Genomic DNA, 23977 nt, shown 5'->3' with positions numbered 1-23977 from the left:
AGGCGCGGTATCAAAGGCTTACCGAGTGTCGAGGCTTGGGGGTTTAAAGGCGTAGGGTAATCTCCAATATGACGCCTAAAGTCGAGCGTTGGGTGTCCAAACATGAGCCTGAAACATTAAAAAGAGTTTTCATCTAAGGGCATTCGGTTAGCATACTCTTCGCTAAGTCGCTAAGTCGCTAAGTCGCTAAGTCGCTAAGTCGCTAAGTCGCTAAGCGGACAGGGGCCGAACTGCACTATAAGTACAGGTAAGTAGAGCAACCAAGGCCCGTTTGAAAAAGGATGGTAAGTGATAAAAAATTTACTGATGGCGTTGATGATGTTCAGTATCAGTGGCCCGCTGTTAGCGGCTCAGGCGATATTTGCCGGCGGCAGTTTTTGGGTGATGGAAGCCTTGTTTGCCGAGCGAGAGGGCATTAAGCAACTTGATGTGGGCTGGATACAATCCAGTCGTCAGCACACCCGCCGCCAAGTGGTGCGGGTGGAATACGATGCCAAGCTTATCGGCTACGGTGACTTGTTGACCTTATATTGGGCGGCCGTTGATGCGAAAGATGGCCAAGGGCAATATTGCGATCGGGGTGCCGAATTTAGCCCCGCCCTCTATGTGCAAACGCCGCTGCAGCAGCGCTGGGCCCAGCAAAGTCGTGCTCAGCAGGCTCTGATACTCGAAGGCTCTAAGCTAGAAGGTTCGACGCTCGGCAGCTCTAAGTTAGACACATCTAAGTTAGAGCGTAAGCTGGCGGTACGCATTTTACCCGTAGGCGACTTTATACCCGCCCAGGCGCGGCATCAGCATTACCATCGTCAACACCCTTGGTTGTATGCGAACTATCGGCGCCGCTGTGGCTATCCTGCGGGTGAAAAACTGACAGTGCCGGCCCGCGCAAACGTCCCGTTTGCCACCACAGCATTATCTGCTCAGCAATAGCTACGGCATCGTTTAGGTCCAGTAAAGGCACGGGCGAGCTTAGTGTTAGATCGTCGGTAGCCAGCGCTAAAATATGCGGGTCTTGCTGACAGAGCAGCGGCCTTTGGCATGCGGGTCTGTGTACTTCTATTTTGTTAATAGTCGCGTCACGAAAGCCCTCGACCAATATCAAGTCGAGTTGGTCTAAGCGCAGCCGAGCAAGAGATTCATATAAGTCAGGCTCTTGCGCAATGGGGTTCTCAAAGGTGACAATAGTACGCTTAGGTCCGGCTAATAAGCATTGCTGAGCGCCTGCATGGCGCAGCTCAAAACTATCTTTACCCGGCCGGTCTTGCTCTACATCATGATGAGTGTGCTTAATCAGCCCGATGCGCAGCCCTCGTTGGCTAAGTAAATGCACCAGTTGTCGCAGTAAGGTGGTTTTACCGCTGCCGCTAAAACCCGCGAAACCCAATAGGGCATAAGAACAATGAGATCTAGTCATAACAACAAGCCTGAGATGGTTGCAATTGTCGACTAGTGTGCCACGGTAACGAACTTTAGGGTGAATCTCTGCGACCAGAATGAGGCTAGAGCAAGAATATTAGCGCTAGCTCTTGGTTAAGTGCCGATTCAGGTTATATTAAGCGCGTTAAACTTACCCAATTACAAACATAACAGGGCTGTTGATGAATAAAAGTTTATGGGGGCTGCTGGCGGTGCTCTTGCTGAGCATGAGTGCCAACGCACAAGAGGTTAGCTTTCGCCTAAAAGGTCTTAAAGGCGATCTCAAAGATAACACCCGTATTTACTTAGAGCAGCTCCCCCCCATAGAAGCGGAGCAGCTGCCGCGTTTTCGCAAAGACATTCAGCAAGCGGTTATTACTAGCCTGCAAGCATTGGGCTATTACGAACCTGACATTGAAATTACTGCCGATAAAAATAAGCCGGAGCGGGTGTTAGTGCAGGTTAAGCCTGGTGAGCCGGTGCGTATCCGCACCCTTAATCTAGCACTGAACGGCGAGGCCAGTACTGATCCGCAATTTGAGCTGCTGCTCAGCCAGTTAGCGCTGCAAGAAAACCAAATATTTCAACATGATATCTATGAAAAAACTAAAGCTAGCTTATTAAGCTTAGGGTTGTCTCGTGGCTATTTTGATGCCCAATATTCGCTGCATCAGGTCTTGGTTCACCCCGAAGACCATGCCGCGGACGTTAACTTATTGTTTGACTCAGGCCCGCGTTATCGCTTTGGTGAGTTGGTGCTGGACTCCGATAGACCCGTAGCTCGCATCTTGGATCCTTTAATCGACATCAAGCCTGGTGATCCCTATTTGGCCAGCAAGCTCTCCGGCTTGAGCCGCTCATTATCGACCACCGGTTATTTTCGCCGCGTAGAAGTTCAGCCCAACGTGGCCGAGGCCGATGAAGAGCATCGCATTCCTTTGTATGTGACACTGCGCGCCAAGGCGAATAACGAAGTGGAAGTGGGCGTTGGCTTTTCTACCGATGAAGGCCCTCGATTTTCGAGCAGCTGGGATAAACCTTGGATTAATAGCTTAGGTCACAGCTTACAAACCAATCTCAAAGTGTCAGAACCCAAACAAGACATTACCGTGGTCTATAAAATTCCGCGTGGCAACCCGCTCAATCACTATTACACGGTGCAAGGCGGCTATCAGATGCTCAACCAAGATGACACCCAGAGTGATCGCGTGGTCGCATCGGTGCACCGCTTCGATAAAGATCCTGATGACTGGACGCGAGATGTATTTATTCGTTCCGAATTTGAGTCTTATACCCAAGGTAAGCAAGAAGGTGAAAGCTTCTTGCTGATTCCGGGCGTGTCTTACAGCCGTACCCGAGTTAAAGGCGGTCTAGATGCCTACTGGGGAGATTCGCAAACTGGGATACTTGAGTTATCCGAACCTTGGTGGGGCTCAGATACTCGCTTTGTGCGGGTGTTTGGCCGGACCAAATGGCTGCGTACCGTAACGGAAGGGCAACGGCTGATTGCTCGCGCCGAGCAGGGCGCGGTATGGGTGGATGAAATAGAAGATTTGCCACCATCACTGCGCTTTTTTACCGGTGGTGATTTGACGGTGCGCGGTTTTAGCTATGAGTCTATTACCCCGCTGGATGAAAACGGCGATCGCTTAGGGGCTAAATATGCCACGGCGCTGAGTCTGGAATACGATTACAAAATTGCCGAAAAATGGCGCTTGGCCACCTTCGTCGATACGGGTACCGCCACCAACGACTATCGCGAAGACTGGAAAGTGGGCACCGGTGTGGGGGTACGCTGGCAAACGCCAGTAGGACCGGTACGTATCGATCTAGCCTTTGGTGTCTCCGAAGAGGAAGTGCCGATGCGAATTCACTTTACCTTGGGGCCTGAGCTATGACTTTTACGCGAGTGTTAAGCGGCGTGGTCGTTGGCCTGTGTCTGCTGTTAATGGTGTTGTTCAGCCTGTTATTTACCCAAGTAGGCAACCAATGGTTATGGGGAATAGCCAAACAACAAGTGGCTGGCCTCGATGGCACCTTGGCCTCTGGGCAACTGGGTGAAGGCTGGCATTTTACCGAGTTAAGCTATGAGCAAGACTCCCTGGCCTTCTCGGCGCGAGATATCAACGTTGGCTGGCAGTTGGGTAAGTTATTAGACCGCCGCTTGTGGCTACAAGAGCTGGTGGCTGAAGACTTAGAAATTACCATTAAGTATTTCCCTGAAAGCCCAGATGATCCCAAAGAGCCGCTGGCTGAGATCACGCCGCCGCTGCGCATTGATCTGGATAAAGTTCGCGCCGACCGCGTTACCATTAATCTGCCCGGGCAAACCATAGCGTGGCAAAGTGTCGAAGTGGGCGTGCACTGGGACAAAGAAGGCATGGTGATTACCGGGCCTAATATGAGCGGCTTGGTGATTAATCTGGATGCAGAGGACGCGACTAAACAGGCCGGCAATACCCTGGACGAGCAACCTGAGTCTGAAAAACAAGCGCAGGCACAAAAGCAAGCCAAGGCCGCTGGTAAAGTGGCTTCCCCTGAGCCCTTATTCGTATTGCCAGAAATTGTGCTGCCGTTTCCTATTAAATTACAAGAATTTAGCTTAACGGACAGCAAGCTGATTCAAAACGGCGAAATTCAAGCATTGCATGCCCTGCAGCTGGAGCTAGAAGGGCGAGGCAGTGAAATAAAGATTATTACCGCCAGCCTCGACCATGAGTTGGCCACCGTAAAGCTGGGAGGACACGTCACCCTAACCGGTGATTATCCGTTGGATTTAGCGCTCACCTCAACAGTGAAAAAGCCGCTACTGGATGGGCAATTAGCGGGGCAAACGGTAGCCGCCACCTTGACCGATACTCTGGCCAAGCTTAAAGGAAAATTAGTGTTAGGTGGCGTGCTTAAGGCGCAAGCAAGCTTAAGCGCCGAGCCGCTTAATCCGCAATTGCCTTTTGATCTGGCGCTAAACTGGCAACAATTAGGTTGGCCCTTTAACGAACCTGAATGGCGATTAGAGCAAGGTAAACTGCGCCTAAAAGGGCGTTTAGAAGCTTATAAATTAACGCTCAGCAGTGAAGCCCACGGCCCAGACTTACCGCCAGTGGGCATTAAACTCAGCGCCAACGGCGACCTTAAGGGCGCCGAAATTGAGCCATTAACGCTGATGCTGCCTAAAGGTGAAGTGCAAGTAGATGGTAAAATTAGTTGGAGCGACGGCATTAACTGGCAAGGCATATTGGCGCTCAGCGACGTAGACCCTGGGGCCTTTGTGGAGGGCATGGACGGCAAGCTTAATGGTAAGTTGGATACTCGCTTTGCGTTACAAGGGGAAAAATGGACTCTGAATGCTGAGCCGAACATAAATGGCTTTTTGCGAGATTACCCGTTGTCATTAAAAGGCCAAGTGAGCCTTAACCAAGCACTGCAAGGCAGCATTAAACAACTACAGCTGACCAATGCGGATAATAAGCTCACCGTGAACGGCGATATCACCGACCACTGGCAGTTAGATGGTGTGCTGTCGGCCCCCAATTTAGCCGTGTACGCACCGGGATTATACGGTGACTTAGCCGGTGATATTAAGGTGCGCGGCGCACTTAAATCCCCTGAGCTAAGTGCGGAGCTAACAGGCAAGACCGCAGGCTTTAACGACAACGAAGCCAAAGATATTCGTCTGCAAGCCAATGCCAGCCTAGGTGATAAAGCCACGGGGCAGCAGATGAAGGGCGATCTACGCTTAACCATAGACCGCATTCGCTCCGGTGAGATGCGCATTGATAAGCTACAGCTGATTGGTTCGGGGAATGAGGCGGCGCATCGTTTGAGCCTTAACTTTAAGGGCGAGCCATTAGCGGCGGATTTAAACTTGACTGGCAGCTTAGGCAAAGACGGCTGGCGCGGGCGCTTAACCAAGGGCGAGCTAAATACCCCACTCGATAAGTGGGCGCTGCAGCAAGATTGGCAGCTGGCTTATCAAGGCGATACTTTTAATGCGCAGCCGCATTGCTGGCGCTCGGGCAAGGCATCGGTGTGTTTTGATGCCATTCGTGCCAGCGCAGAAAAAGGCCAAGCAGGCCTACAGATCCGCGACTTAGATTTAGCCCGCTTAAAGCCGTTTTTTCCCAATGACTTTTCATGGGAGGCGACGCTGGGTGGCACGGTGGCGTTGCAATGGAATGGCAAGCTGCCAAAAATAAACGCCAATATCAGCACCACGCCCGGCACGTTTGTCAGTAACGGCACCCGCCTTGCGTATCAAACCCTGTCACTCACCAGTGAAATGTCCAATAACCAACTGCGTAGCACGCTGGATTTTCGCTCCACTAAGTTGGGCGAGATGGGCGTACAAGCTAATGTGGCGGACTTAAATGGCAAGCGGGCGTTGAGCGGCAACTTAAAAATTGCCCAGTTAAAGCTCGATTGGTTAGCACCGCTGCTACCCGAAGTGGCGCGTCTGCAAGGCACGCTGGCGGGCCAAGGTCGATTTGAAGGTACGCTGGCTGCCCCCTTGTTGTTTGGCAACATTAGCTTAACCGGCGGGGAAATCGACACTTACTCTGACATGGTTAAAGTGCGCGACTTTACCACCCGCCTGGATATTAGAGGCACCGAGGCCACCATTAACGGCCAGCTTAAAGTAGGTGGCGGGCCCTTATATATCTCCGGCGAGCTAGATTGGCGCCAATTGCCGGTGAGCGGTGAAATTCGCCTCAAAGGTCACGATTTAGAAGCCGGTTATCCGGGCATGGGCCGAGTGCGGGTTAATCCTGATATGACCATCACTTTAGGCGAAGTTGCCAAGGTAAGAGGGCGTATCTTGATCCCTTGGGCACGCATCGAGGTGAAAGAGTTGCCAGACAGCGCCGTGTCCTTGTCGTCGGATGTAATCATAGTGCAGCCCTCTGGGATTATCCCAGAAACGGCACCCAGCTTACCTGTCGACATTCGTATTCAGGTGCAACTGCTAGAGGACGTGCGTTTAGAAGCCTTTGGCCTAAAAACCCGACTCGAGGGTAAACTCAATATTGTGCAAAGGCCCAACCGAGCCATGCGCGGGACCGGTGAAATCCGCTTAGTTGACGGTAAATTTAAAGCCTACGGCCAGAATCTATTGATCCGCGAAGGCAGTATCTTATTTAGCGGCCCCTTGGATGTGCCTAACCTAAAAGTAGTGGCCATCCGTAACCCTTCGACTATGTCCGATAGCAGCATCACGGTGGGGGTGCGGGTTACGGGTACCGCTCAACAGCCGGAATTGTTGGTGTTTTCTGAGCCGGGTATGCCTCAAGCGGAGCAATTGTCTTATTTGCTACGCGGGCGCGGGTTAGATGGCGGTGGCGACACCGACGGCAACGCATTAGTGCAATCTATGCTGCTGGGTGCCGGTGTGGGCAAAGTGGGCGGGGTAGTAAGTGATATTGGCGAGTCGTTAGGTTTAAAAGACGTGGCGGTGGACACGGGTGGCAGTGGCGATGATACCGAGGTGAACATTACCGCCTATGTGTTGCCTGGCTTACAAATTGGCTATGGCGTAGGCGTGTTTTCCTCGATTGGCGAGCTAAGGCTGCGTTATGAACTGTTGCCCCGTTTGTACCTGCAAGCGGCCAGCGGTTTAAACCAAGCCATAGATCTGTTTTATCGCTTTGAGTTTTAGTTAACAACAGCGCCGAGCACCAAGCGCCCGGCGCCCAGCTAAATAGCAAGCCCTCGTCTTTTGCTGTAATGGCGGACTGGTGACCGTAACAGCTGTTTTGCTGGCTGGTGTTAGCGATACGGCGTTTAGTTTAGCGCTTTTAGATCTAACTGGGTGCTTGGCGCCGGGCGCTCGGCGCTGAATCACCTCATGTGGCAGATTCTGGCTTTGGGCGCACACTTGGCTCATGCTTTTTGCCGCCAGCTTGGGTAAAGTAAGAAACTGTGAATTTGCACACTGCCGAGTAAACGCCCGAATATGATGTCTTCGCCTTTATTGCAACAGGAACGGCTCGCCCGCGCTATGCTGGTGTGCATGGCGTTTTACGCGCTGTTTGCGATGCATCTGTATCTGCCACACCTGTTTGGCATCGGTCTGCAATTGCCCTTTAACCAAATGGGTTGGTTGTGCATGGGGGTGATGACCACGCTTGGGCTGTGGCATTGGCAGCGGCGCCGCTTACTGACCAGCCGCTTTTGGTTAGGCATGTTGGCGGCCAGTACCCTGCTTTGGGTTCCCTTCTTTTATCTGCATAACAATACCGTAGCCGGCCATGCTTTACCGCGTATGCTGGCGCTGTGTGGCGGCTTATTGTTTTATTTAGCCTTGCAGCAATGCCGCTTTAGCGAGCGGGGCAGGCGCTATTTACTTTATTGTTTACTGGCGGCGGTGAGTGTCGAAATCTTACTGGGTTTAGCGCAGTTTTTTGTGTTGCAGCCGGATAATGGTTTTGGCTACAACACCGAAGTACGCTCGCCCTACGGCATTTTTCAGCATCGTAATGTGATGGCCAGTTTCGTAGCCACCGGCATGATCTTAGCCCTGTACTTATGGCTGCATGAAGCCAAATCACCTTGGCGCGCATTTGTGCTTAAATCTGTGTGGTTTGCGGCGGTATTGGGTGCGGGCGGCGTGCTGATCGTATTATTACAATCCCGTGCCGGTCAGTTGGGCTTATTGCTGGGCATCTTGTTGTTACTACCTCTGTTATGGCAGATGTTGATCAAAACCCGTTCTAAACGATTATTACTTAGCCTGTTGTTGATCCCCATTGGCGTGGGGCTGGGTATCTATGGGCTGGATGCCTTTGAGATGAGTAAACGCAGCTTCAGTATTTATACTGATGCGGACGGTCGCTTCGATATCTATGCTCATGGGTTACGCATGTGGTTGGACAAGCCTTGGTTTGGCTTTGGCTACGGCAGTTTTGAGTCGGCTTTTTATAGCACTTATGCCACTTGGCGCGAACTCACGCCGGGCGCTGAACCACTCTTTACTGAGATGGGCCACCCGCATAATGAGTTTTTATTGTGGGCCATAGAAGGCGGTATTTTACCGTTGCTCGGCTTAGTGGTGATGAGCGGCTTGGTGCTGCAGTTATTGTATCGCTTGCCCATTGCCCAAAGTTTGGCCTGGGTGGGCGTGTTGACGCCTATTTTTATTCACAGTCAAACTGAGTTTCCATTTTATCATTCTCAGCCCCATTGGCTGATGGTGCTGGTATTAATCTATGTGATTGATGCCCAATACGGTCAGCGTCGCTTACTGCCTCAGCCGCCCAACTGGAGCCGTTGGCCAATCCGCGCCTGGGGTATAGGTTTGGTATTATTTATGGCCACGGGTTTGGTGGCGGGCCAACAGCTGACCCGCTATGCACAAAATGACCAACATTCTCAGGCCGAGCTTAAACATGTGGTTAATCCACTGATCTGGTATGACAGAACCGCGTTTTATCGCCATCATTGGCAACTCACTCACGCCTTGTTAAACAAAGATAAAACCGAGTTATTAGACTATGCAGATTGGGCGCGCCGCTTTGTCATACACACGCCGCGCGCCGGTGTTTATTATAATGCCTATTTAGCGCTAGGTGCTGCAGGCCAAGAAGATGCAGCCCAGCTGTGGTTAGGGGAAGCGCGGCGTTTATACCCTAATGTGCAGCTGCTACGCACGGCCAGTATTCAGCGGGCACGGGATCATTTAGCCGTTATTCAACCGGCCATGACGGCGGCTGAGCTCAACGATGCCATTCCGCTATACGACCATCTACGACCAGCCATAGGCGGCGCTTATTAAAGCCATGGTACGTCAATGTTGAATGTTGAATGTTGAATTGATGTTTTGTAGCTGTCCGTCTCTTTGGTAAAGAGAACTTCGGCAGGCCAGCGTAGCTGGATAATGAAAGGCGTCCAGCAATCAGACTAAATAGTCCGTCCGCTAGGCGTGATAAGACTACCTGATTATCCACAAAGCTCAGCCATGTTTCAGAGATTTAAGCAGCTATGAATTCAATAGGTTACAGGTAGACGCCGCCTCTTTGGTAAAGAATATGAGGCTCATTTTGGTATTTTGACCTTGTAGGGGCCAATTTATTCGGCCCGGTTTGTGTTTTGGTTGAAATCCAAACCTCAGTAACAGCCAGCAGAGCTGGCCTGCCGAATAAATTTGGCAGCTACAAAGAACAAACCGAAACCGGGTGCATTATAGCTGAGGTTCAAACGTAATCAGGTAAGACTATGTGCGTTTACCCTTGGTTATCAAGTTGCAGTAGCCGCTGCTGGGCTAAGGATAGAGAGCTCAGCGTTTCTACTTGCACCGCGTCTTGTTGCCAATTAACACGCTGACCGGTGCTGGCATATAAGTGTTCATTTAGACTGTCAGGTGTGACGTTGGGCGCCAGTTCAGCTCGCTTGCCGCCGGGCAGGTAAATGGCACCATTATTAAAGTCGACGGCAAAGGCGATAACGCCCGGCAGAATAAAGAACAACAAGCCCACGCCATTGGCGATGGCCACTACCGGATCGATACTGCCGCTTTGCTGGCCTTTACGCTCGGGATAAAAGACGGTGCCGCAGCCGGCTAATTGCGAGCTCAACACGCCTGCGAGCAACAAGGCGAGAGATTTTTGCTTGAAGGTGCTCATCTAGATTCCTTATTAAGATTGCGGGCAATCAGTGTACGCAATTGCGTCCGGGATGGGAGTCATATTCACACTATTATGACAGCCCTTGGCGTTAGGCAAGGTTTTGGTTGGCGATGCGCAGCATTTTAGGCCCAGCGCACATTTTTACACTTTTAAAAGCCTAACCGAGCTTGGTTTTATTAATCAAAGACTAGGGCGCGTTCTCATTTGACGCTTCGGCTGCATTAGCTACCTTTATAGTATTTGAAGTAACTACTTGTGAGGTAACGACTTATGAGGCATTACTTGCTACGAGATGATCAATGGGAGTGCATCGAAGAACTGCTCCCGGGTAAAGCTAGCGATAGAGGCGTGACAGCACTCGATAATCGCAAATTTGTTGAAGCGGTACTTTGGATTGCTCGAACTGGCGCACCTTGGCGGGATTTACCTGATTTTTATGGGCATTGGCACCGCGTTTACGTCCGATATAGTCGTTGGTCTCACAAAGGCGTCTGGCTCACGATAATGGAGGAGTTATCCAAAGAAGCTGATTTTGAGCAACTCATGATCGACGGTAGTATCGTTCGTGTCCATCAACATGGGGCGGCTAAAAAAAAGAGCAAGATGCAGAAGCCATGGGGAAGTCTAGAGGTGGACTAACGACTAAAATCCATGCTGCCGTTGACGCTTTAGGCAACCCCGTGCGCTTACTGTTAACCCTAGGGCAGGCCTCAGAATATGATCAAGCAGAGGCATTGTTGGATGGTTTTACGCCTAGCCAGGTCTTGGCTGACAAGGGTTATGATTCAGATGCGTTTGTTGAAAGTATTCAAAGTGTTGGAGCAGAAGCGGTTATACCCTCAAGAAAAAATCGATTGGAGCCAAGGCCGTTGGATCGTCATGTTTATAAAGATCGCAACTTGGTTGAGCGTTTCTTCCAAAAGTTGAAGCAATTTCGTCGTATAGCAACTAGGTACGAACGACTGGCAAAAAATTACCAGTCAATGTTGAGCCTCGTGTCAGCCGTTATCTGGCTGGCATAATTGAGAACGCACCCTAGGGTCTGTTGACCTTTCGCGGTTAAATTTTGTTCGAGTTAAACGCGTTTTTATCGCGACGAGAGGGGTGTAGCCTAGTCGTTCTAAGCAAACTCCCACTCAACAAAGAGAAAAACGCGTTTAGCCGAACCCGAAGGGCAGCATTTGTGGCGCCTTTCTACGGCGTTATCGCTTATTGATGGAGAATGACTCCATGGCACAAGCGATGCCTTGTATAAAGACTCCACAACCTGCTGCAAAAATCATCTCGAAAGGTCAACAGACCCTAATTGCCGAGACATCATTTCTTTGTCCGGTAACAAGGCTATAATGGCCGGTCTGACTGTGGCTAGGGCTCTGATTCTAATTAGAGTAGGGCGCGGTCTGGCACTTATCTAAGGAGCATTTTCATGGCAGAAGAAACCATTTTCAGTAAAATTATCCGTAAAGAAATACCCGCTGAGATTTTGTATCAAGATGACTTAGTAACGGCGTTTGCTGATATCGCGCCTCAGGCTCCCACGCATGTATTAATTATTCCTAATGTGTTGATCCCCACGGTGAACGATGTCACCGCCGAGCATGAGCAGGCCTTAGGCCGCTTATTTACTGTGGCGCGTAAGCTGGCCAGTGAGGCAGGCATTGATGAAAGCGGTTATCGATTAATCATGAATTGTAACCGCGACAGTGGCCAAGAGGTCTACCATATTCATATGCATTTGCTGGGTGGTCGTTGTTTGGGACCGCTGCTGGCGAAGTAGCCCTTGCTAAAAACTTATTTTAAAAAATCGTAAGCTAACAAATAAATGAGCTAGTAAAAATAAGTTAGCCAAAATAACACCTCTCTCAGTGAGCCAATTAAGGAATCTTATGAATCCATTTCGCTTAACAATAATGCTGGCCAGCTCGCTCGCTTTAGCTGCCTGTACTATGCCCAATCCATATTCTTCCCAGCCTGCGCCGGTTAAACCCAGCGGCCCCACACCCACCAAACCCAGTCAGCCGCTGCCACCGCCCGTGGTAAAGCCGCCAGTGATTGAGATGCCCTCGGCCCCGCCAAGCCCTATCCCTGAAATGCGCAGTGAAGACTTAAGCTATTTAGTCGACGGTCTGGCCAATAAGTTAAAAGGCAGCTCAGCCATTAACGAAGTACAAGGCCCGGTATTGCTCGATAATATCAGTAATCAAGCGGGTGGCCCGATTGATACTAATGGCTTAACGGCGCGCTTAAAAAGCAATTTAAGCGGTAAGTTTAATTTCGCCGATGGCGCCAAGGTGAGTAGCCTGCGCGAACAGTTGGCCTATCAAGGTGGCCGCGCCGACATTGCCTCGCTGGTGCGCTTAGGTAAGCAAAGTGGGGCGGATTATTTGCTGTCTACCACCTTAACTCGTAATGGCGCTAACTTGGCGTTAAAAGGGCAGCTGATGGAGCTGGCCAGTGGCGAGGTACTCTGGTCTGACAGTGTGAGTGGACGCTAATTTACTGGCGGAGTTGCTGCCTGCTCAGTTTCAGGGGCAGCTTACGCCGTTAGCTGGCGGGCTCACCAATCACAGTTGGCGGTTAGATACCCCTCAACAGAGCTATTGGCTGCGTATGGGCAATACGCACAGTGAAAGCTTGGGAATTAATCGTGGCCAAGAATTAGTGGCGCACCAAGCGGCGGTAGATGCGGACTTGGCGCCGCTTATTCATTATGCCAAGCCGGAGTTGGGGATCTTGCTATTAGACTGGTTGCCAGAGTCTGACTGGCAGTCGTTCGTGGGCGAGTCACATCAAGACTGCGCTCCCAACTTAACGCTTTTGATGGGTAAAGTGGCACAATTACATCAGCTAACGCCAGCGCTTAATGCCTTGAGCTTAAATGAGCAGGCCGAGCATTATCTGCGCCAGTTAAGCTCGCTTTCTGCTGAGCACCAGCATTATGCGCGCTGTTTTGAGCAGGCACGCCTTAATCTCAACTATACACCGGTGTTTTGTCATCACGACCTTAATGCGGCCAATGTGCTAGGCGCGCGACCGTGGTTAATTGATTGGGAATACGCCGCTTTTGGGGATGCCGCTTTTGAACTGGCGGTGATTGCCGACAGTTTTAAGCTCAGCGAGCAGGGTGCACGACAATTGTTAGCGGATTACAATGCCGCCGGCGGTGAGGTAAGTTACGCGCGTTTTCAGGCGCGCCGGCCTTGGGTACAATGGCTGACTGTGCTGTGGGCTGCACTGCAATATCAATACACAGGGCAGTCAGATTATCGGCTGCTACAAGAGCAAGCCACCCGCCAGTTAGCGCATGATTTAGCAGATTTTCAGGCTCGCTAATACTGACTTTCACATTCATATATTATCCACATATTTAGCGCATTTAACCGAGCGCACCATGGAGTTTCGATGGGCCCCTTTATTCTTGATTTGCACAGTTATGAGCTGGACGGTGAAGAGCGCGAGCTCTTGGCACACCCAACGGTAGGTGGCGTGATATTTTTTAGTCGTAATTACCATGATAAAGCGCAACTGGCGGCCTTAGTTAAATCGATTCGTGCCGTAAACCCCGGCTTATTACTGACAGTGGATCATGAAGGTGGGCGCGTGCAGCGCTTTCGCAATGAGTTTTTTCCCCTACCTGCTCCCGGCTTGTTGGCGCAGCACAACGGCAAAGACCGACTATCTCTGCTAGAAGACGCGGGTTGGTTGATGGCGGCTGAATTATTGGCGCTGGATATCGACTTAAGTTTTGCACCAGTGCTGGATTTAGAACGTGGCTCTGAAGTTATCGGCGATCGCAGCTTTGGCCAAGATCCCGAGCAGGTGATTGAGCATACGGGTGCCTACATTAAAGGCATGCACAATGCTGGCATGGCCGCCGTAGCCAAGCACTTTCCTGGGCACGGCAGTGTGCGGGCCGACTCTCATAAAGAAAGCCCGATAGATGAACGGGACTTTCACACCATAGCTGAGCTTGATATGGTGCCGTTTAAGACTTTAATTAGCCAAGATTTGGTACAAGGCATCATGCCAGCCCATGTGATTTACGCAGCGGTAGACGCTAACCCAGCAGGTTTTTCTGAGTTTTGGCTTAAGCAAGTGTTACGCCAGCAATTGGGCTTTAAAGGCTTAATCTTTAGTGATGACTTAACCATGGAAGGCGCGGCAGTGGTGGGCGGCTATGCACAACGTGCGCACAGTGCGTTACAGGCAGGTTGCGACTTATTGCTGGCTTGTAATCACCGCAAAGGCGCCATTGAGATCATCGAATCTTTAGCTCATGATTTGAGCTGCGATTTTTCTGCATTACGCGGGTCTGCAGCTAAAGGTGGCGATATAATACGCAGTGCACAATGGCGCGCGGCCAGTGAGCGGATGCAACGTTTCCTTGATCGCTAGCTGCGAACGAGTGAGCACGACACGAAAGAACCGGCCGATAAACGCTAAAAAATAATGCTCTCGAATGTGTTTTATGCAAAGAAAAAGTTGTGATCTAGATCACAACTTTTTGCCTTTCCTGTTAGAATAAGCCCCTCAACAGAATCTACAGTTATAACCACATCCGTTCAGTTGGTAGCCAGTTAACGCTACTAGCATCACCTCGAGTGCGCTTATAACCCTAGGTTTTACTGTCTTGTTTAAGGACCAGATAAATGACGAAGATTATCGTAGTGGGCGGCGGTGCCGGTGGGCTGGAATTAGTGACTAAGCTAGGTCGCAAATTAGGGCGTAAAGGTAAAGCCGAGGTGATGTTAGTAGACAGAAACCGCACCCACTTATGGAAGCCTCTACTGCATGAAGTGGCCGCTGGCGCCATGGACGCGGGCATAGATGGCCTTAGCTATCGCTCCCACGCTCATAACCACGGTTTTAGCTTTCACCTAGGCTCACTGAGCAACCTAGATCGCGAGCAAAAAACCATTACACTGGCTGCCATGCTGGATGAAAGTGGCAAGCCGATGTTGTCGGAGCGTACCTTAGAATACGATATCTTAGTGCTGGCGATAGGCTCAGTCTCTAACGACTTTGGTACCAAAGGCGTGAGCGAGCATTGTATTTTTCTCGACCGTCCGCAGCAGGCCGAGCATTTTCATGACGAGCTAATGAACCGCTTTATGCAGTATGTAGAGGGGGAGTTAGGCAGCGATAAAGTGGAGATCGCCATTGTTGGTGGCGGTGCTACCGGTGTTGAGTTATCCGCCGAGTTATATAACGCGGTTGAGCACTTAAGCGCGTACGGGTTTGATCACCTAGATCCCGACTGCCTGCGCTTAACGCTAGTGGAAGCGGGCCCGCGCATCCTGCCTGCACTGCCAGACCGCCTGGCTGGCATGGCACAAAAAGAATTGCGTGAACTGGGTGTAGATGTGCGCACCAATACCATGGTGGTGGAAGCCACCGATAAGGGGCTGATCACCAAAGATGGCGAGCTGATCCCCGCCACGCTGATGGTGTGGGCGGCGGGTATTAAGGCTCCCGATTTCTTAAAAGACATTGGCGGCCTTGAAAATAATCGTAACAACCAACTTACCGTAAACGGCACGCTGCAAACTACCCGTGACGACAGTATCTTCGTGATTGGTGATTGCGCCTATTGCCTGCAAGAAGACGGTAAAGCGGTACCGCCACGTGCCCAGTCTGCTCACCAGATGGCGAGCATGGCGCACCGTAATATTTTGGCGTTATTAAATAATAAACCTCTAAAAACCTATATCTATAAAGATTATGGTTCTTTGGTCAATCTTAGCCGCTACACCACGGTGGGCTCCTTAATGGGCAGCCTAATGCGCGGTACCATGATGGTCGAAGGCCTGTTTGCGCGGGTCGTGTATATGTCTTTATACCGTATGCACCAAGTGGCGCTACACGGCTATATTCGCACCGGCCTGATGATGTTTGTAGGGCGCATTAACCGCTTACTGCGCCCGAAATTGAAATTGCACTAACAGTGAGTAAGGGGTGAAGGGTGAAACGTAAAAAATAAACCCAAAGCCAAACCTGTGACCTAAATAAAAAACCGCATCTCAACATGCGGTTTTTTGTGCCTGTGCTGTCTTGTCTTGAGCTGTCTTCCTGACGCACGTCAGGATCTCGATTTAGTCTTTGTCCTTCGGCTCGGCCTTGGGTACGGCGCGCTCGGCTTTATGTTTATCATTTTCACGATTCATAAACACAAAGGTTAGGTACATTTTAGTGGGTAGTGACAACACCATGCCTACGGCGATGCAACCGGCACTCAGCAAAATGCCATTCACGCCCATGGCCTTGGTGTAATCACTCAGGTGCAAGTAAGCGCCTAATATAATCAGTGAGAAACCGATAATCATCAGTATTTTTAGCAGCCTAATCACTTTTTTATCGGTCATTTCTGCCTCCTAGCGGGCTTTATGCCGTGTAGTTTAAGCCTCTGTAAATAGCTTAGAACAGTAGGTGGCAGCATAATGTGATAATTATCCCGCTGCTAAAACAACGATGCTTACGAGGGCAGATTTTCAACCTTAATGGCCATTTTCACATACGCCACTTCACTCTTATAAAAACGCTCACCCTCTACTTGCATGCCAAACCGTTGATAAAAGCCGATGGCGGATTCTCGAGCATCACACCAAAAGTAACTGAACTTGGCCTGTTTAAGATAAGCAAAAATAGCGCTTAGTACTTGAGTGCCCACGCCTTGGCCTTGAAATTGGGGCAAGGTGGCGTATTTGCGCAGTCGTGCCTGCTCGCCCTCAATAAATACCGAGGCGACACACACCAAGTTATCGTCAATAAAACCACCAAAATGTTGGCCTGCAGCGTCGTTTTCTACCTGTGAAAAGGCCGGCGGTCTATCGGGCCACAGTACGAGGTGGCGCACCGGTATGGTTTGTTGCCAGTCAATTTGGCGAATCGTTAAATTGGGGTGTAGCCTAGGCGGCATGGCTTGGATCCTTTACTCACAGTTTTTATACCTTAAAAATGCCTTCTTCTTGAAAGCGGCTCATAATGCGTTGTTGTATCTTAGGTGCCAATTCTAAGCCAAATTGCTGGCCAGCCTGAATGGCTTCTTCTGAGATAGTCGGCAGCACTTTCAGCATTTTCTTACCCAGCACAGTGTTATTGAAGTCGATCATTTGCTGCAGTTCATCGACCGTAAAGTTTTTACTGTAAATGGGATGCATCATTTTATGGAAATGCCCATTAATGACTAATTCTTCGTTGATCAGTGCTAGGCTTTCTTCTTCGATAATGGAGAATGCTTTGGGATTAATGCTGGGCTGAGACTGCTGCAGCATATGACTCATCTGCTGGGAAAAGGCACTGGAAAACTGATTGCCCATCTCAATGGCGGATTGACCGGTTTGCTCGAGCAAAGTGTCTATTAATTTTATTTTTGTGGCCGAGATATTATCGGCCGCAAAAACTTGCACCGACCACATACAGACTAAAACGCTCACTAACAGTGATTTTTTCATAAAAGATCCTTCTTTGAGATGAGATGTTGTCGTAATGACTAAATTCATACTGAGCTTGAGATTATAGGTAATAAATTAGGTAAAGATAAGGAATGAATATATTTGAATTATATAGAGTAATTTATTTTTTAGATTAAACGTGGCTATAAATAAAGAGTTCAGTATTCAGATGGATTCGTTACTATTAATTTTATGATGGCGCATTTAGTGTTTGTTGACTGTAATAAACAACATCTTAAATAACCTACTGTATACTGATGATGAAAACAATTCGCGGGCTTAACTGCCCGCGAATTGTTTCTGCCTCAGTTACTAACTAATGACTTAAATGGGGTAGCGGGCAATCGCGGCTAAATCGTGGCCGCCGGGAATATCCGCTTTACGCACCGCCATTACCTTAGCGCCGGTGCGCAGTGCTCGGCAGCTAATTTCATCGACCACGCCATAATTGATGGCATCGCCTTCACCGGCAAAGCTCACCGCACCGGTTTCTTCATCTATATAACCCTGCACCACACCGTCAATATCCACCAATAAACGCTCTATGCCGCCAAAGGTAGCCAGGCGCGCCGCATCTGAAATATCGTTGGTGGTACGCTTTTGGCCGGTGCGCTCGGTAAATAAACGCTGAAAATCGTCAATCAAGCTTTGATAATGAGCGTCTAGCACGGGCCGTGCCGCCGTGGCTAACTCAGCTGGGCTTAAATGATCTGGGTTGCCAACAATACTGGACGGTAACACCTGTAAGCGAGTCAGTGAGCGAAATATGCCATCGAGCGGTTGCGTGGCAGCCAACACTAACGGATGGTGAGAATGCAGGGTAAAGGGCCGTAATGCGGCATTAATTTTGCGCACATAGTTTGCCAAGTAAGCATGATGGGCTTGCCCGCTGGGTTTGTGGTCTTTACCGCTAGAGTCTTTATCGGCCACGTGATTGGTGGCGTCCGCCGCATTATCAGGCAGGTTGGGCACCACTACCTCTTTGGCCGGTAAATCTGGAGACACTTGAATTAAACGCACCGCATTTTCTGACAGCGCCAGAATATAAGCCGTATGGGAAAACGTCACCGCTCGCAGTAATGGTTTAAGGTGAAACCGGTCCGACACTTCCACAATACTCTGTAGCTTATTGGCCAAGCGATAGGTGCGCAGTGACTCAGGCGTGGCCAGAATGGCGAGGCTGTTTGCTTGGTAATCCCAAAACCCTTTATCGGCTAACAAGTCATCAAATTGTTGCTGCAACTGCTGAATACGGCGCTTTTCAATACCGGCGACCTCCAGTTGTTTGATGGCTTTCTTGATCAAGTTATTAAGCGTGACCCGAGTTTGTTCGGTTTCACGGCTAATAGGAGTGGTGGCTAAGTAGATAGAGATGCTCGCATCTGAGCGTAGTAGATTAAGGTTGCCGACTTCTTCGACACTGGGCATGTCTAAGTAATACATCAAAAAACCTCCAGCAGGTGACTGAGATTTAACCATAGCATAATGAAGGCATAACAAAACCCCATTACCAAATAGGCGATGGCCGCAAAAATAGTTCCTACTAGTAAGGCGTTTCCTGCGATAGAGCGTGGCCGATTTAGGCGTCTTCAGCCGACTCCGACGCTAGCCGCATAAACTGGCTAAACAGTGGCTCAACCAGATGCATAGAGGAATTGAGCCTGTGGTCACCGGGAATTAAATGCAGGCTACAGTTATGCTGTTCGGCAAAGCGAATGGAATGTGCAGCAGGGATAATATCGTCTGACCAACCGTGCACCACGGCCACAGGTGCATACTGGCGTTGAGAGTTAGGCTGCCCGTTAGGTTGATAGTTAGGTGGATAGTTAGGCTGATAGTCCTGGACTTGGTAGCCGGGTATATACAAAGCAGGGGCCAGTAAAAATACCCCGGCAACCGTTACCGGTTCGCTTGCCTGCTTTGCACTTGTTGGCCTTTCACTTGCCAGCTTTTGAGCCGTAACAAGTGCCACATAACCGCCCATGCTGGAGCCGACCAGTAGCACCTTGCCGGTCTCTTTTTGTAAGAGCGACACTAACAGTTCAACGCGCTGATCCGGGTCGTCCATACCGCGATAATCAATGCTTTCAACGGCATAACCCTGTGCTGTAGCAAGCTCTGCCAATCTCGCTATCTTACTGCCCCAAGGGCCACTTTCTTTACCGTGCGCAAAGTATACTTTCATATTGAAACCCTTTTATGATGCCCATCTTTATGCAACAGCTGACCAGTAGCTTTGGTCCAGTAGATTTGGCGAATGGCGATTATGCATCAGGTCTGATTTCAAACTGCACGGATTCTTTGTGTAAGTTGCGGATCACCACAGTGCCAGCCAGCTTATCGTGCCAACCTTGCTTGCGCTTATCTATGCCTATCCAAATAAAGCCTAGGCCAAAGGGTACGGTGGAGATGATATAGGCGAAGTACCGGCCTATGGCTTGGCCGGTGCTCATTTTATTGCCCGTTAGCGCATCTACAATTTCTAGTTTGGTGGCTATTTTACCCGGCGTAGCTCGGTACTTTAACCAAAACCAGATGGTGCCCACAAAAGGTAATATATAACTAAATAGCAGATCCCAAATGCCATGAATATTTTTATCTTCAATAAAAAAGGCATCGCCATAGATGAAGAATAACGGCACCACCGTAATAATAATCAGTACCACCATATCAATCAGTGCTGCGCCACAGCGGATCCAAAAACCTGCGTATTCTTTGTTTTCCATATTTAATGTCTTCCTTATTAGGCAAAGGTTTTTGATATCTAGATCTTAAGCTATTTTAATATGCCATTTAGCTTATGCGAAGCCAACCTATGTGCTGATATGATAAGCAAGACGAGCCATGGTTTTAAAAATTGGGCCTTAATAAGCCGCCACATCTGTGCGCCGTTGACTTGCTAGACCCGGGTAGCACTAATACATTGATCTAGATCAATGTTACCTCTCAAATACTACATTGTGAGTATTCAGCATTGTCTATTAAAACTACAATGGTATTTACGTTTACAAAGCACTGAATAAAAAAGATTTTTTATTCAGTGCCAGCGCTTAAGTTAGGCAAGGTTTTTGTCCACTCGCTTTCTTTGACAAGGTACAAGAATGTCACATGCCCCGGTTAATCTTTCAAGACGCCAACTTTTTACTCGTCGAAAAATGACCGACTCTCCCGCATTGCCTTGGGTTAAAGAGGCGCAATTTACTGACTTATGTACCCAGTGCGGGGAATGTGTAAAGCACTGCCCCACGCAGATTATTCGCGCCTCCGATGGCGGTTTTCCGCGGGTAGATTTTCAGCTAGGCGAATGCACCTTTTGTTATCAGTGTGCCGACGTCTGTCCTGAGCCGTTATTTTTGCCTAAAACAGAACCTGCTTGGCAAGCCAAAGCGGCGATTTCAGCAAGCTGCTTGGCCACGCAAAACGTAGATTGTCGAAGCTGCGGGGACAGTTGTGAGCCGTTCGCCATTAGTTTTAAGTTGGCAGTGGGCAAGGTGGCCCAACCGCAAATAGACCTAAATAGTTGTACCGGTTGTGGAGCCTGCGTGTCAATTTGCCCAACCTCAGCCATTAGCATTAACCAACCCCAATTAGGGAGTGCCAATGTCACTTAATGAAGTGCATATTTCCAGTTTAGTGGTGCACGCTGTACCCCAACATTTGAGCGTGGTCAAGCAACAAATTGAAGCTTTTGACGGCGCAGAAATTTATGGCGAAAGTGCCGCCGGTAAATTGGTGGTGGTGATTGAAACCCAAAATCAGGGCTACATTACCGACACTATTGATGCCATCAACCAGCTTGAGCACGTATTAAACGTCGCCTTAGTTTTTCATCAAATCGAGAGTGAGCTCGATGAGCTGGATACTGAAATTACGCTGGACGATACAGCCGCAGCAGGTAAGTAAGACGGCTAGTAACCCAATAATAACTCTGAATTTGAAGCTTGAAGGGTGATGTATATGAAAATGACAAGACGCGCGTTTGTAAAAGCCAACGCCGCCGCCAGTGCAGCGGCCGTGGCTGGGATCAGCCTGCCAATTTCAGCGACTAATTTAATCGTCAGCTCCGATGAAACCGCCATTAAATGGGACAAAGCCCCCTGTCGCTTTTGTGGTACCGGTTGCTCGGTGTTGGTTGGCACCCAAAAGGGCCGCGTGGTCGCCACTCAAGGTGACCCAGAAGCGCCGGTTAACAAAGGCTTAAACTGCATTAAAGGCTATTTTCTGTCGAAAATAATGTATGGCAAAGACCGCTTAACCACGCCTTTGCTGCGCATGAAAAATGGCCAATATGATAAAGACGGCGACTTTGCCCCGGTCTCATGGGACCAAGCTTTTGATGTGATGGCCGAGAAATTTAAAAAAGCCCTCAAAGAAAAAGGCCCCACCAGTGTCGGCATGTTTGGCTCTGGCCAGTGGACGGTGATGGAAGGCTACGCCGCCTCTAAATTGATGAAAGCGGGTTTCCGTTCCAATAACTTAGATCCCAACGCACGTCACTGCATGGCCTCGGCGGTAGTGGGCTTTATGCGTACCTTTGGTATCGATGAGCCCATGGGCTGTTATGACGACTTTGAACACGCAGACTCTTTCGTGCTGTGGGGTTCAAACATGGCCGAAATGCACCCAGTACTCTGGACGCGCATTACCGACCGCCGGTTAAGCTACTCACACGTAAAAGTGAACGTACTCTCTACTTATTACCATCGTAGCTTTGAATTAGCCGATCGGGGCATGATTTTCCACCCGCAATCAGACTTGGCGATTGCTAACTTTATTGCCAATTACATCATTGAAAACGATGCGGTAAATTGGGACTTCGTTACCAAGCACACGCATTTTAAACAAGCCGCCACCGACATTGGCTATGGCCTGCGTGATGACGACCCACTACAAGTGAGCGCGCAAAACCCCAACTCTGGCGATATGTCAGATATTTCCTTTGAGGAATATAAAGCCTCGGTCGCGCCCTACACGGTAGAAAAAGCCGCCGAGATGTCCGGTGTGCTGCCGGAAGACTTGATTGCGCTGGCTCAGCAATACGCGGATCCCAATACCAAGGTGATGTCGCTGTGGACCATGGGCATGAACCAACATACTCGTGGCGTGTGGATGCAAAGCTTGGTGTACAACCTGCATTTACTGACCGGTAAAATCTCTGAGCCGGGCAACAGCCCGTTCTCATTAACCGGCCAGCCTTCTGCCTGTGGTACGGCACGAGAAGTGGGGACTTTCTCCCACCGTTTACCTGCCGACTTATTGGTGGCGAATCCTGAGCACCGCAAAATTGCCGAGCGAATTTGGCAATTGCCTGCCGGCACCATTCCCGCCAAGCCGGGCTTTCATGCGGTTGAGCAAGACCGCATGCTTAATGACGGCAAGCTCAATGCCTACTGGGTGATGTGTAACAACAACATGCAAGCGGGCCCGAACATCAATAATGAGCGCATGCCGGGTTATCGTAATCCAGATAACTTTATTGTTTGTTCCGACCCGTATCCGACCGTGACCGCGCAAGCCTCGGATCTAATTTTACCTACCGCCATGTGGGTAGAAAAAGAGGGCGCATACGGTAACGCCGAGCGCCGTACCCAAGTGTGGTATCAGCAGGTGTCGCCAGTAGAAGGTGCCAAGTCTGATTTATGGCAGATCATGGAATTTGCCAAGCGCTTTAAGATTGAAGAAGTGTGGGATGAAGCACTGTTAAGCCAAATGCCCGAGCTGCGTGGCAAAACCATGTATGACGTGTTATTTGCCAACGGAAAAGTGGATAAATTCCCGCTGTCTGAAGCTCAAGAGCTAAATGATGATGCCCAAGCCTTTGGCAATTACGTTCAAAAAGGCCTATTTGAAGAATATGCCGAATTTGGTCGGGGTCATGGCCATGATTTAGCGCCTTATGACGTTTATCACCAAGTGCGCGGTTTGCGTTGGCCGGTGGTGGATGGCAAAGAAACCTTATGGCGCTTCAACCCAGAATATGACCCTTACGCCAAGCGCGAAGGCCGTGATTTTTACGGTTACCCTGATGGCAAAGCGCTGATTATTTCAGCGCCCTATGAGGCTCCTCCGGAAGTGCCCGGTGAGGAATACGATCTGTGGCTCTGTACCGGCCGCGTGCTCGAGCACTGGCACACCGGCACCATGACCCGCCGCGTGCCCGAGCTATATAAAGCCGTACCCGATGCTCATTGTTTTATTCATCCCGATGATGCCGAATCGCGTAATTTACGCCGCGGCGATGAGGTGTTAATTGAGTCGCCGCGCGGTGAAGTGCGTGCGCGCGTTGAAACACGCGGTCGTAACCGCCCGCCAAAAGGCTTGGTATTCGTGCCGTTTTTTGATGCGCGTATTCTGGTCAATAAGTTGATTTTGGATGCGACAGATCCGTTGTCTAAACAGACCGATTACAAAAAATGCCCAGTAAAAATAACTAAAGTAGCCAGCATATAAGGGCTGTGAGCACTGTCAGTGCTTACTCAGGTAACAGGGCAG

The 23977-nt window shown here is 49.8% G+C and carries 20 protein-coding genes and 1 pseudogene; 13 read left to right on the top strand and 8 right to left on the bottom strand.

Translation table 11 applies throughout. From position 1 onward, the window contains the following. Window positions 1-288 precede the first annotated feature (288 nt). Entirely contained in the window at window positions 289-930 is a 642-nt protein-coding gene (locus tag CBP31_RS02275; RefSeq protein WP_227875110.1) for a peptide-methionine (S)-S-oxide reductase, read from the top strand. Between the two features lie 40 nt (window positions 931-970). Here the strand turns inward: CBP31_RS02275 and mobB are convergent. Then, window positions 971-1414: pseudogene (gene mobB, locus CBP31_RS02270) on the bottom strand (molybdopterin-guanine dinucleotide biosynthesis protein B); the annotation flags it as partial. A gap of 184 nt (window positions 1415-1598) precedes the next feature. On the opposite strand from mobB, the gene tamA reads away from it, so the two are divergent. The 3 genes from tamA to CBP31_RS02255 all read left to right on the top strand — a co-directional run bounded on the left by tamA (window position 1599) and on the right by CBP31_RS02255 (window position 9184). Continuing rightward, window positions 1599-3314, top strand: coding sequence for an autotransporter assembly complex protein TamA (gene tamA, locus CBP31_RS02265; protein ID WP_087034683.1), 1716 nt, complete (start codon window positions 1599-1601; stop codon window positions 3312-3314). Continuing rightward, the gene (gene tamB, locus CBP31_RS02260) at window positions 3311-7069 is read left to right on the top strand and encodes an autotransporter assembly complex protein TamB (RefSeq protein ID WP_087034682.1); all 3759 of its coding nucleotides are present in this window, start codon (window positions 3311-3313) and stop codon (window positions 7067-7069) included. The genes tamA and tamB overlap by 4 nt, the downstream gene beginning before the upstream one ends. Window positions 7070-7366: 297 nt before the next feature. Beyond that, window positions 7367-9184 carry a PglL family O-oligosaccharyltransferase gene (locus CBP31_RS02255; protein WP_087034681.1) on the top strand — a complete coding sequence of 606 codons (1818 nt, stop codon included), beginning with the start codon at window positions 7367-7369 and terminating at the stop codon, window positions 9182-9184. Window positions 9185-9632: 448 nt separating this feature from the next. Here the strand turns inward: CBP31_RS02255 and CBP31_RS02250 are convergent, their stop codons facing one another. Next, window positions 9633-10031: a hypothetical protein gene (locus CBP31_RS02250; RefSeq protein ID WP_087034680.1), complete on the bottom strand. Its 399-nt coding sequence runs from the start codon at window positions 10029-10031 to the stop codon at window positions 9633-9635. Window positions 10032-10304: 273 nt separating this feature from the next. On the opposite strand from CBP31_RS02250, the gene CBP31_RS02245 reads away from it, so the two are divergent. From CBP31_RS02245 to CBP31_RS02220, 6 genes are all read left to right on the top strand, one after another. After that, window positions 10305-11056, top strand: a protein-coding gene (locus CBP31_RS02245) for an IS5 family transposase (protein ID WP_407668743.1) whose coding sequence is annotated in 2 segments (ribosomal slippage) — window positions 10305-10635 and window positions 10635-11056 — 753 coding nt in all. Because the reading frame shifts where the segments join, the coding sequence is not laid out codon by codon here. Between the two features lie 404 nt (window positions 11057-11460). Then, a complete protein-coding gene (hinT, locus tag CBP31_RS02240; protein WP_087034679.1) occupies window positions 11461-11811 on the top strand; it encodes a purine nucleoside phosphoramidase in 351 nt (116 codons plus the stop codon). A gap of 109 nt (window positions 11812-11920) precedes the next feature. Beyond that, window positions 11921-12529 carry a penicillin-binding protein activator LpoB gene (locus CBP31_RS02235; RefSeq protein WP_087034678.1) on the top strand — a complete coding sequence of 203 codons (609 nt, stop codon included), beginning with the start codon at window positions 11921-11923 and terminating at the stop codon, window positions 12527-12529. Further along, entirely contained in the window at window positions 12519-13367 is an 849-nt protein-coding gene (locus CBP31_RS02230) for a phosphotransferase (RefSeq protein ID WP_087034677.1), read from the top strand. The genes CBP31_RS02235 and CBP31_RS02230 overlap by 11 nt, the downstream gene beginning before the upstream one ends. Window positions 13368-13436: 69 nt before the next feature. After that, complete coding sequence (nagZ, locus tag CBP31_RS02225; protein WP_087034676.1) at window positions 13437-14429, top strand: beta-N-acetylhexosaminidase; 993 nt, start codon at window positions 13437-13439, stop codon at window positions 14427-14429. Window positions 14430-14683: 254 nt separating this feature from the next. After that, window positions 14684-15976 (top strand): NAD(P)/FAD-dependent oxidoreductase, encoded by a 1293-nt coding sequence (locus CBP31_RS02220; protein WP_087034675.1) that lies wholly within the window; start codon window positions 14684-14686, stop codon window positions 15974-15976. A 150-nt stretch (window positions 15977-16126) separates the two neighbouring features. Here CBP31_RS02220 and CBP31_RS02215 read toward each other — a convergent pair whose 3' ends face one another. The 6 genes from CBP31_RS02215 to CBP31_RS02190 all read right to left on the bottom strand — a co-directional run bounded on the left by CBP31_RS02215 (window position 16127) and on the right by CBP31_RS02190 (window position 20211). Then, on the bottom strand, window positions 16127-16396 hold the full coding sequence (locus CBP31_RS02215; protein WP_087034674.1) for a hypothetical protein: 270 nt from the start codon (window positions 16394-16396) through the stop codon (window positions 16127-16129). Between the two features lie 110 nt (window positions 16397-16506). Then, the gene (locus CBP31_RS02210; RefSeq protein ID WP_087034673.1) at window positions 16507-16950 is read right to left on the bottom strand and encodes a GNAT family N-acetyltransferase; all 444 of its coding nucleotides are present in this window, start codon (window positions 16948-16950) and stop codon (window positions 16507-16509) included. A 25-nt stretch (window positions 16951-16975) separates the two neighbouring features. After that, on the bottom strand, window positions 16976-17485 hold the full coding sequence (locus tag CBP31_RS02205; protein ID WP_227875109.1) for a DUF2059 domain-containing protein: 510 nt from the start codon (window positions 17483-17485) through the stop codon (window positions 16976-16978). 324 nt (window positions 17486-17809) lie between these two features. Then, window positions 17810-18928, bottom strand: a complete 1119-nt coding sequence (locus CBP31_RS02200) for a baeRF11 domain-containing protein (RefSeq protein WP_087034671.1) — start codon at window positions 18926-18928, stop codon at window positions 17810-17812. Between the two features lie 136 nt (window positions 18929-19064). Continuing rightward, on the bottom strand, window positions 19065-19670 hold the full coding sequence (locus CBP31_RS02195; protein ID WP_087034670.1) for an alpha/beta hydrolase: 606 nt from the start codon (window positions 19668-19670) through the stop codon (window positions 19065-19067). Between the two features lie 79 nt (window positions 19671-19749). Continuing rightward, window positions 19750-20211, bottom strand: a complete 462-nt coding sequence (locus CBP31_RS02190; RefSeq protein ID WP_087034669.1) for an RDD family protein — start codon at window positions 20209-20211, stop codon at window positions 19750-19752. A 375-nt stretch (window positions 20212-20586) separates the two neighbouring features. On the opposite strand from CBP31_RS02190, the gene napF reads away from it, so the two are divergent. From napF to napA, 3 genes are read left to right on the top strand one after another with little or no spacing between them, the layout of a single operon-like run. Next, complete coding sequence (gene napF / locus CBP31_RS02185) at window positions 20587-21096, top strand: ferredoxin-type protein NapF (RefSeq protein WP_087034668.1); 510 nt, start codon at window positions 20587-20589, stop codon at window positions 21094-21096. Continuing rightward, window positions 21086-21388, top strand: a complete 303-nt coding sequence (locus tag CBP31_RS02180; protein ID WP_087034667.1) for a chaperone NapD — start codon at window positions 21086-21088, stop codon at window positions 21386-21388. The genes napF and CBP31_RS02180 overlap by 11 nt, the downstream gene beginning before the upstream one ends. A gap of 54 nt (window positions 21389-21442) precedes the next feature. Next, window positions 21443-23935, top strand: a complete 2493-nt coding sequence (gene napA / locus CBP31_RS02175; RefSeq protein WP_087034666.1) for a periplasmic nitrate reductase subunit alpha — start codon at window positions 21443-21445, stop codon at window positions 23933-23935. Window positions 23936-23977 lie beyond the last annotated feature (42 nt).

Source organism: Oceanisphaera profunda (assembly GCF_002157895.1).
GTDB lineage: Bacteria > Pseudomonadota > Gammaproteobacteria > Enterobacterales > Aeromonadaceae > Oceanimonas > Oceanimonas profunda.
Note: the sequence above shows the minus strand (reverse complement) of the source record. Positions and strands in the feature narration are given on the sequence as shown.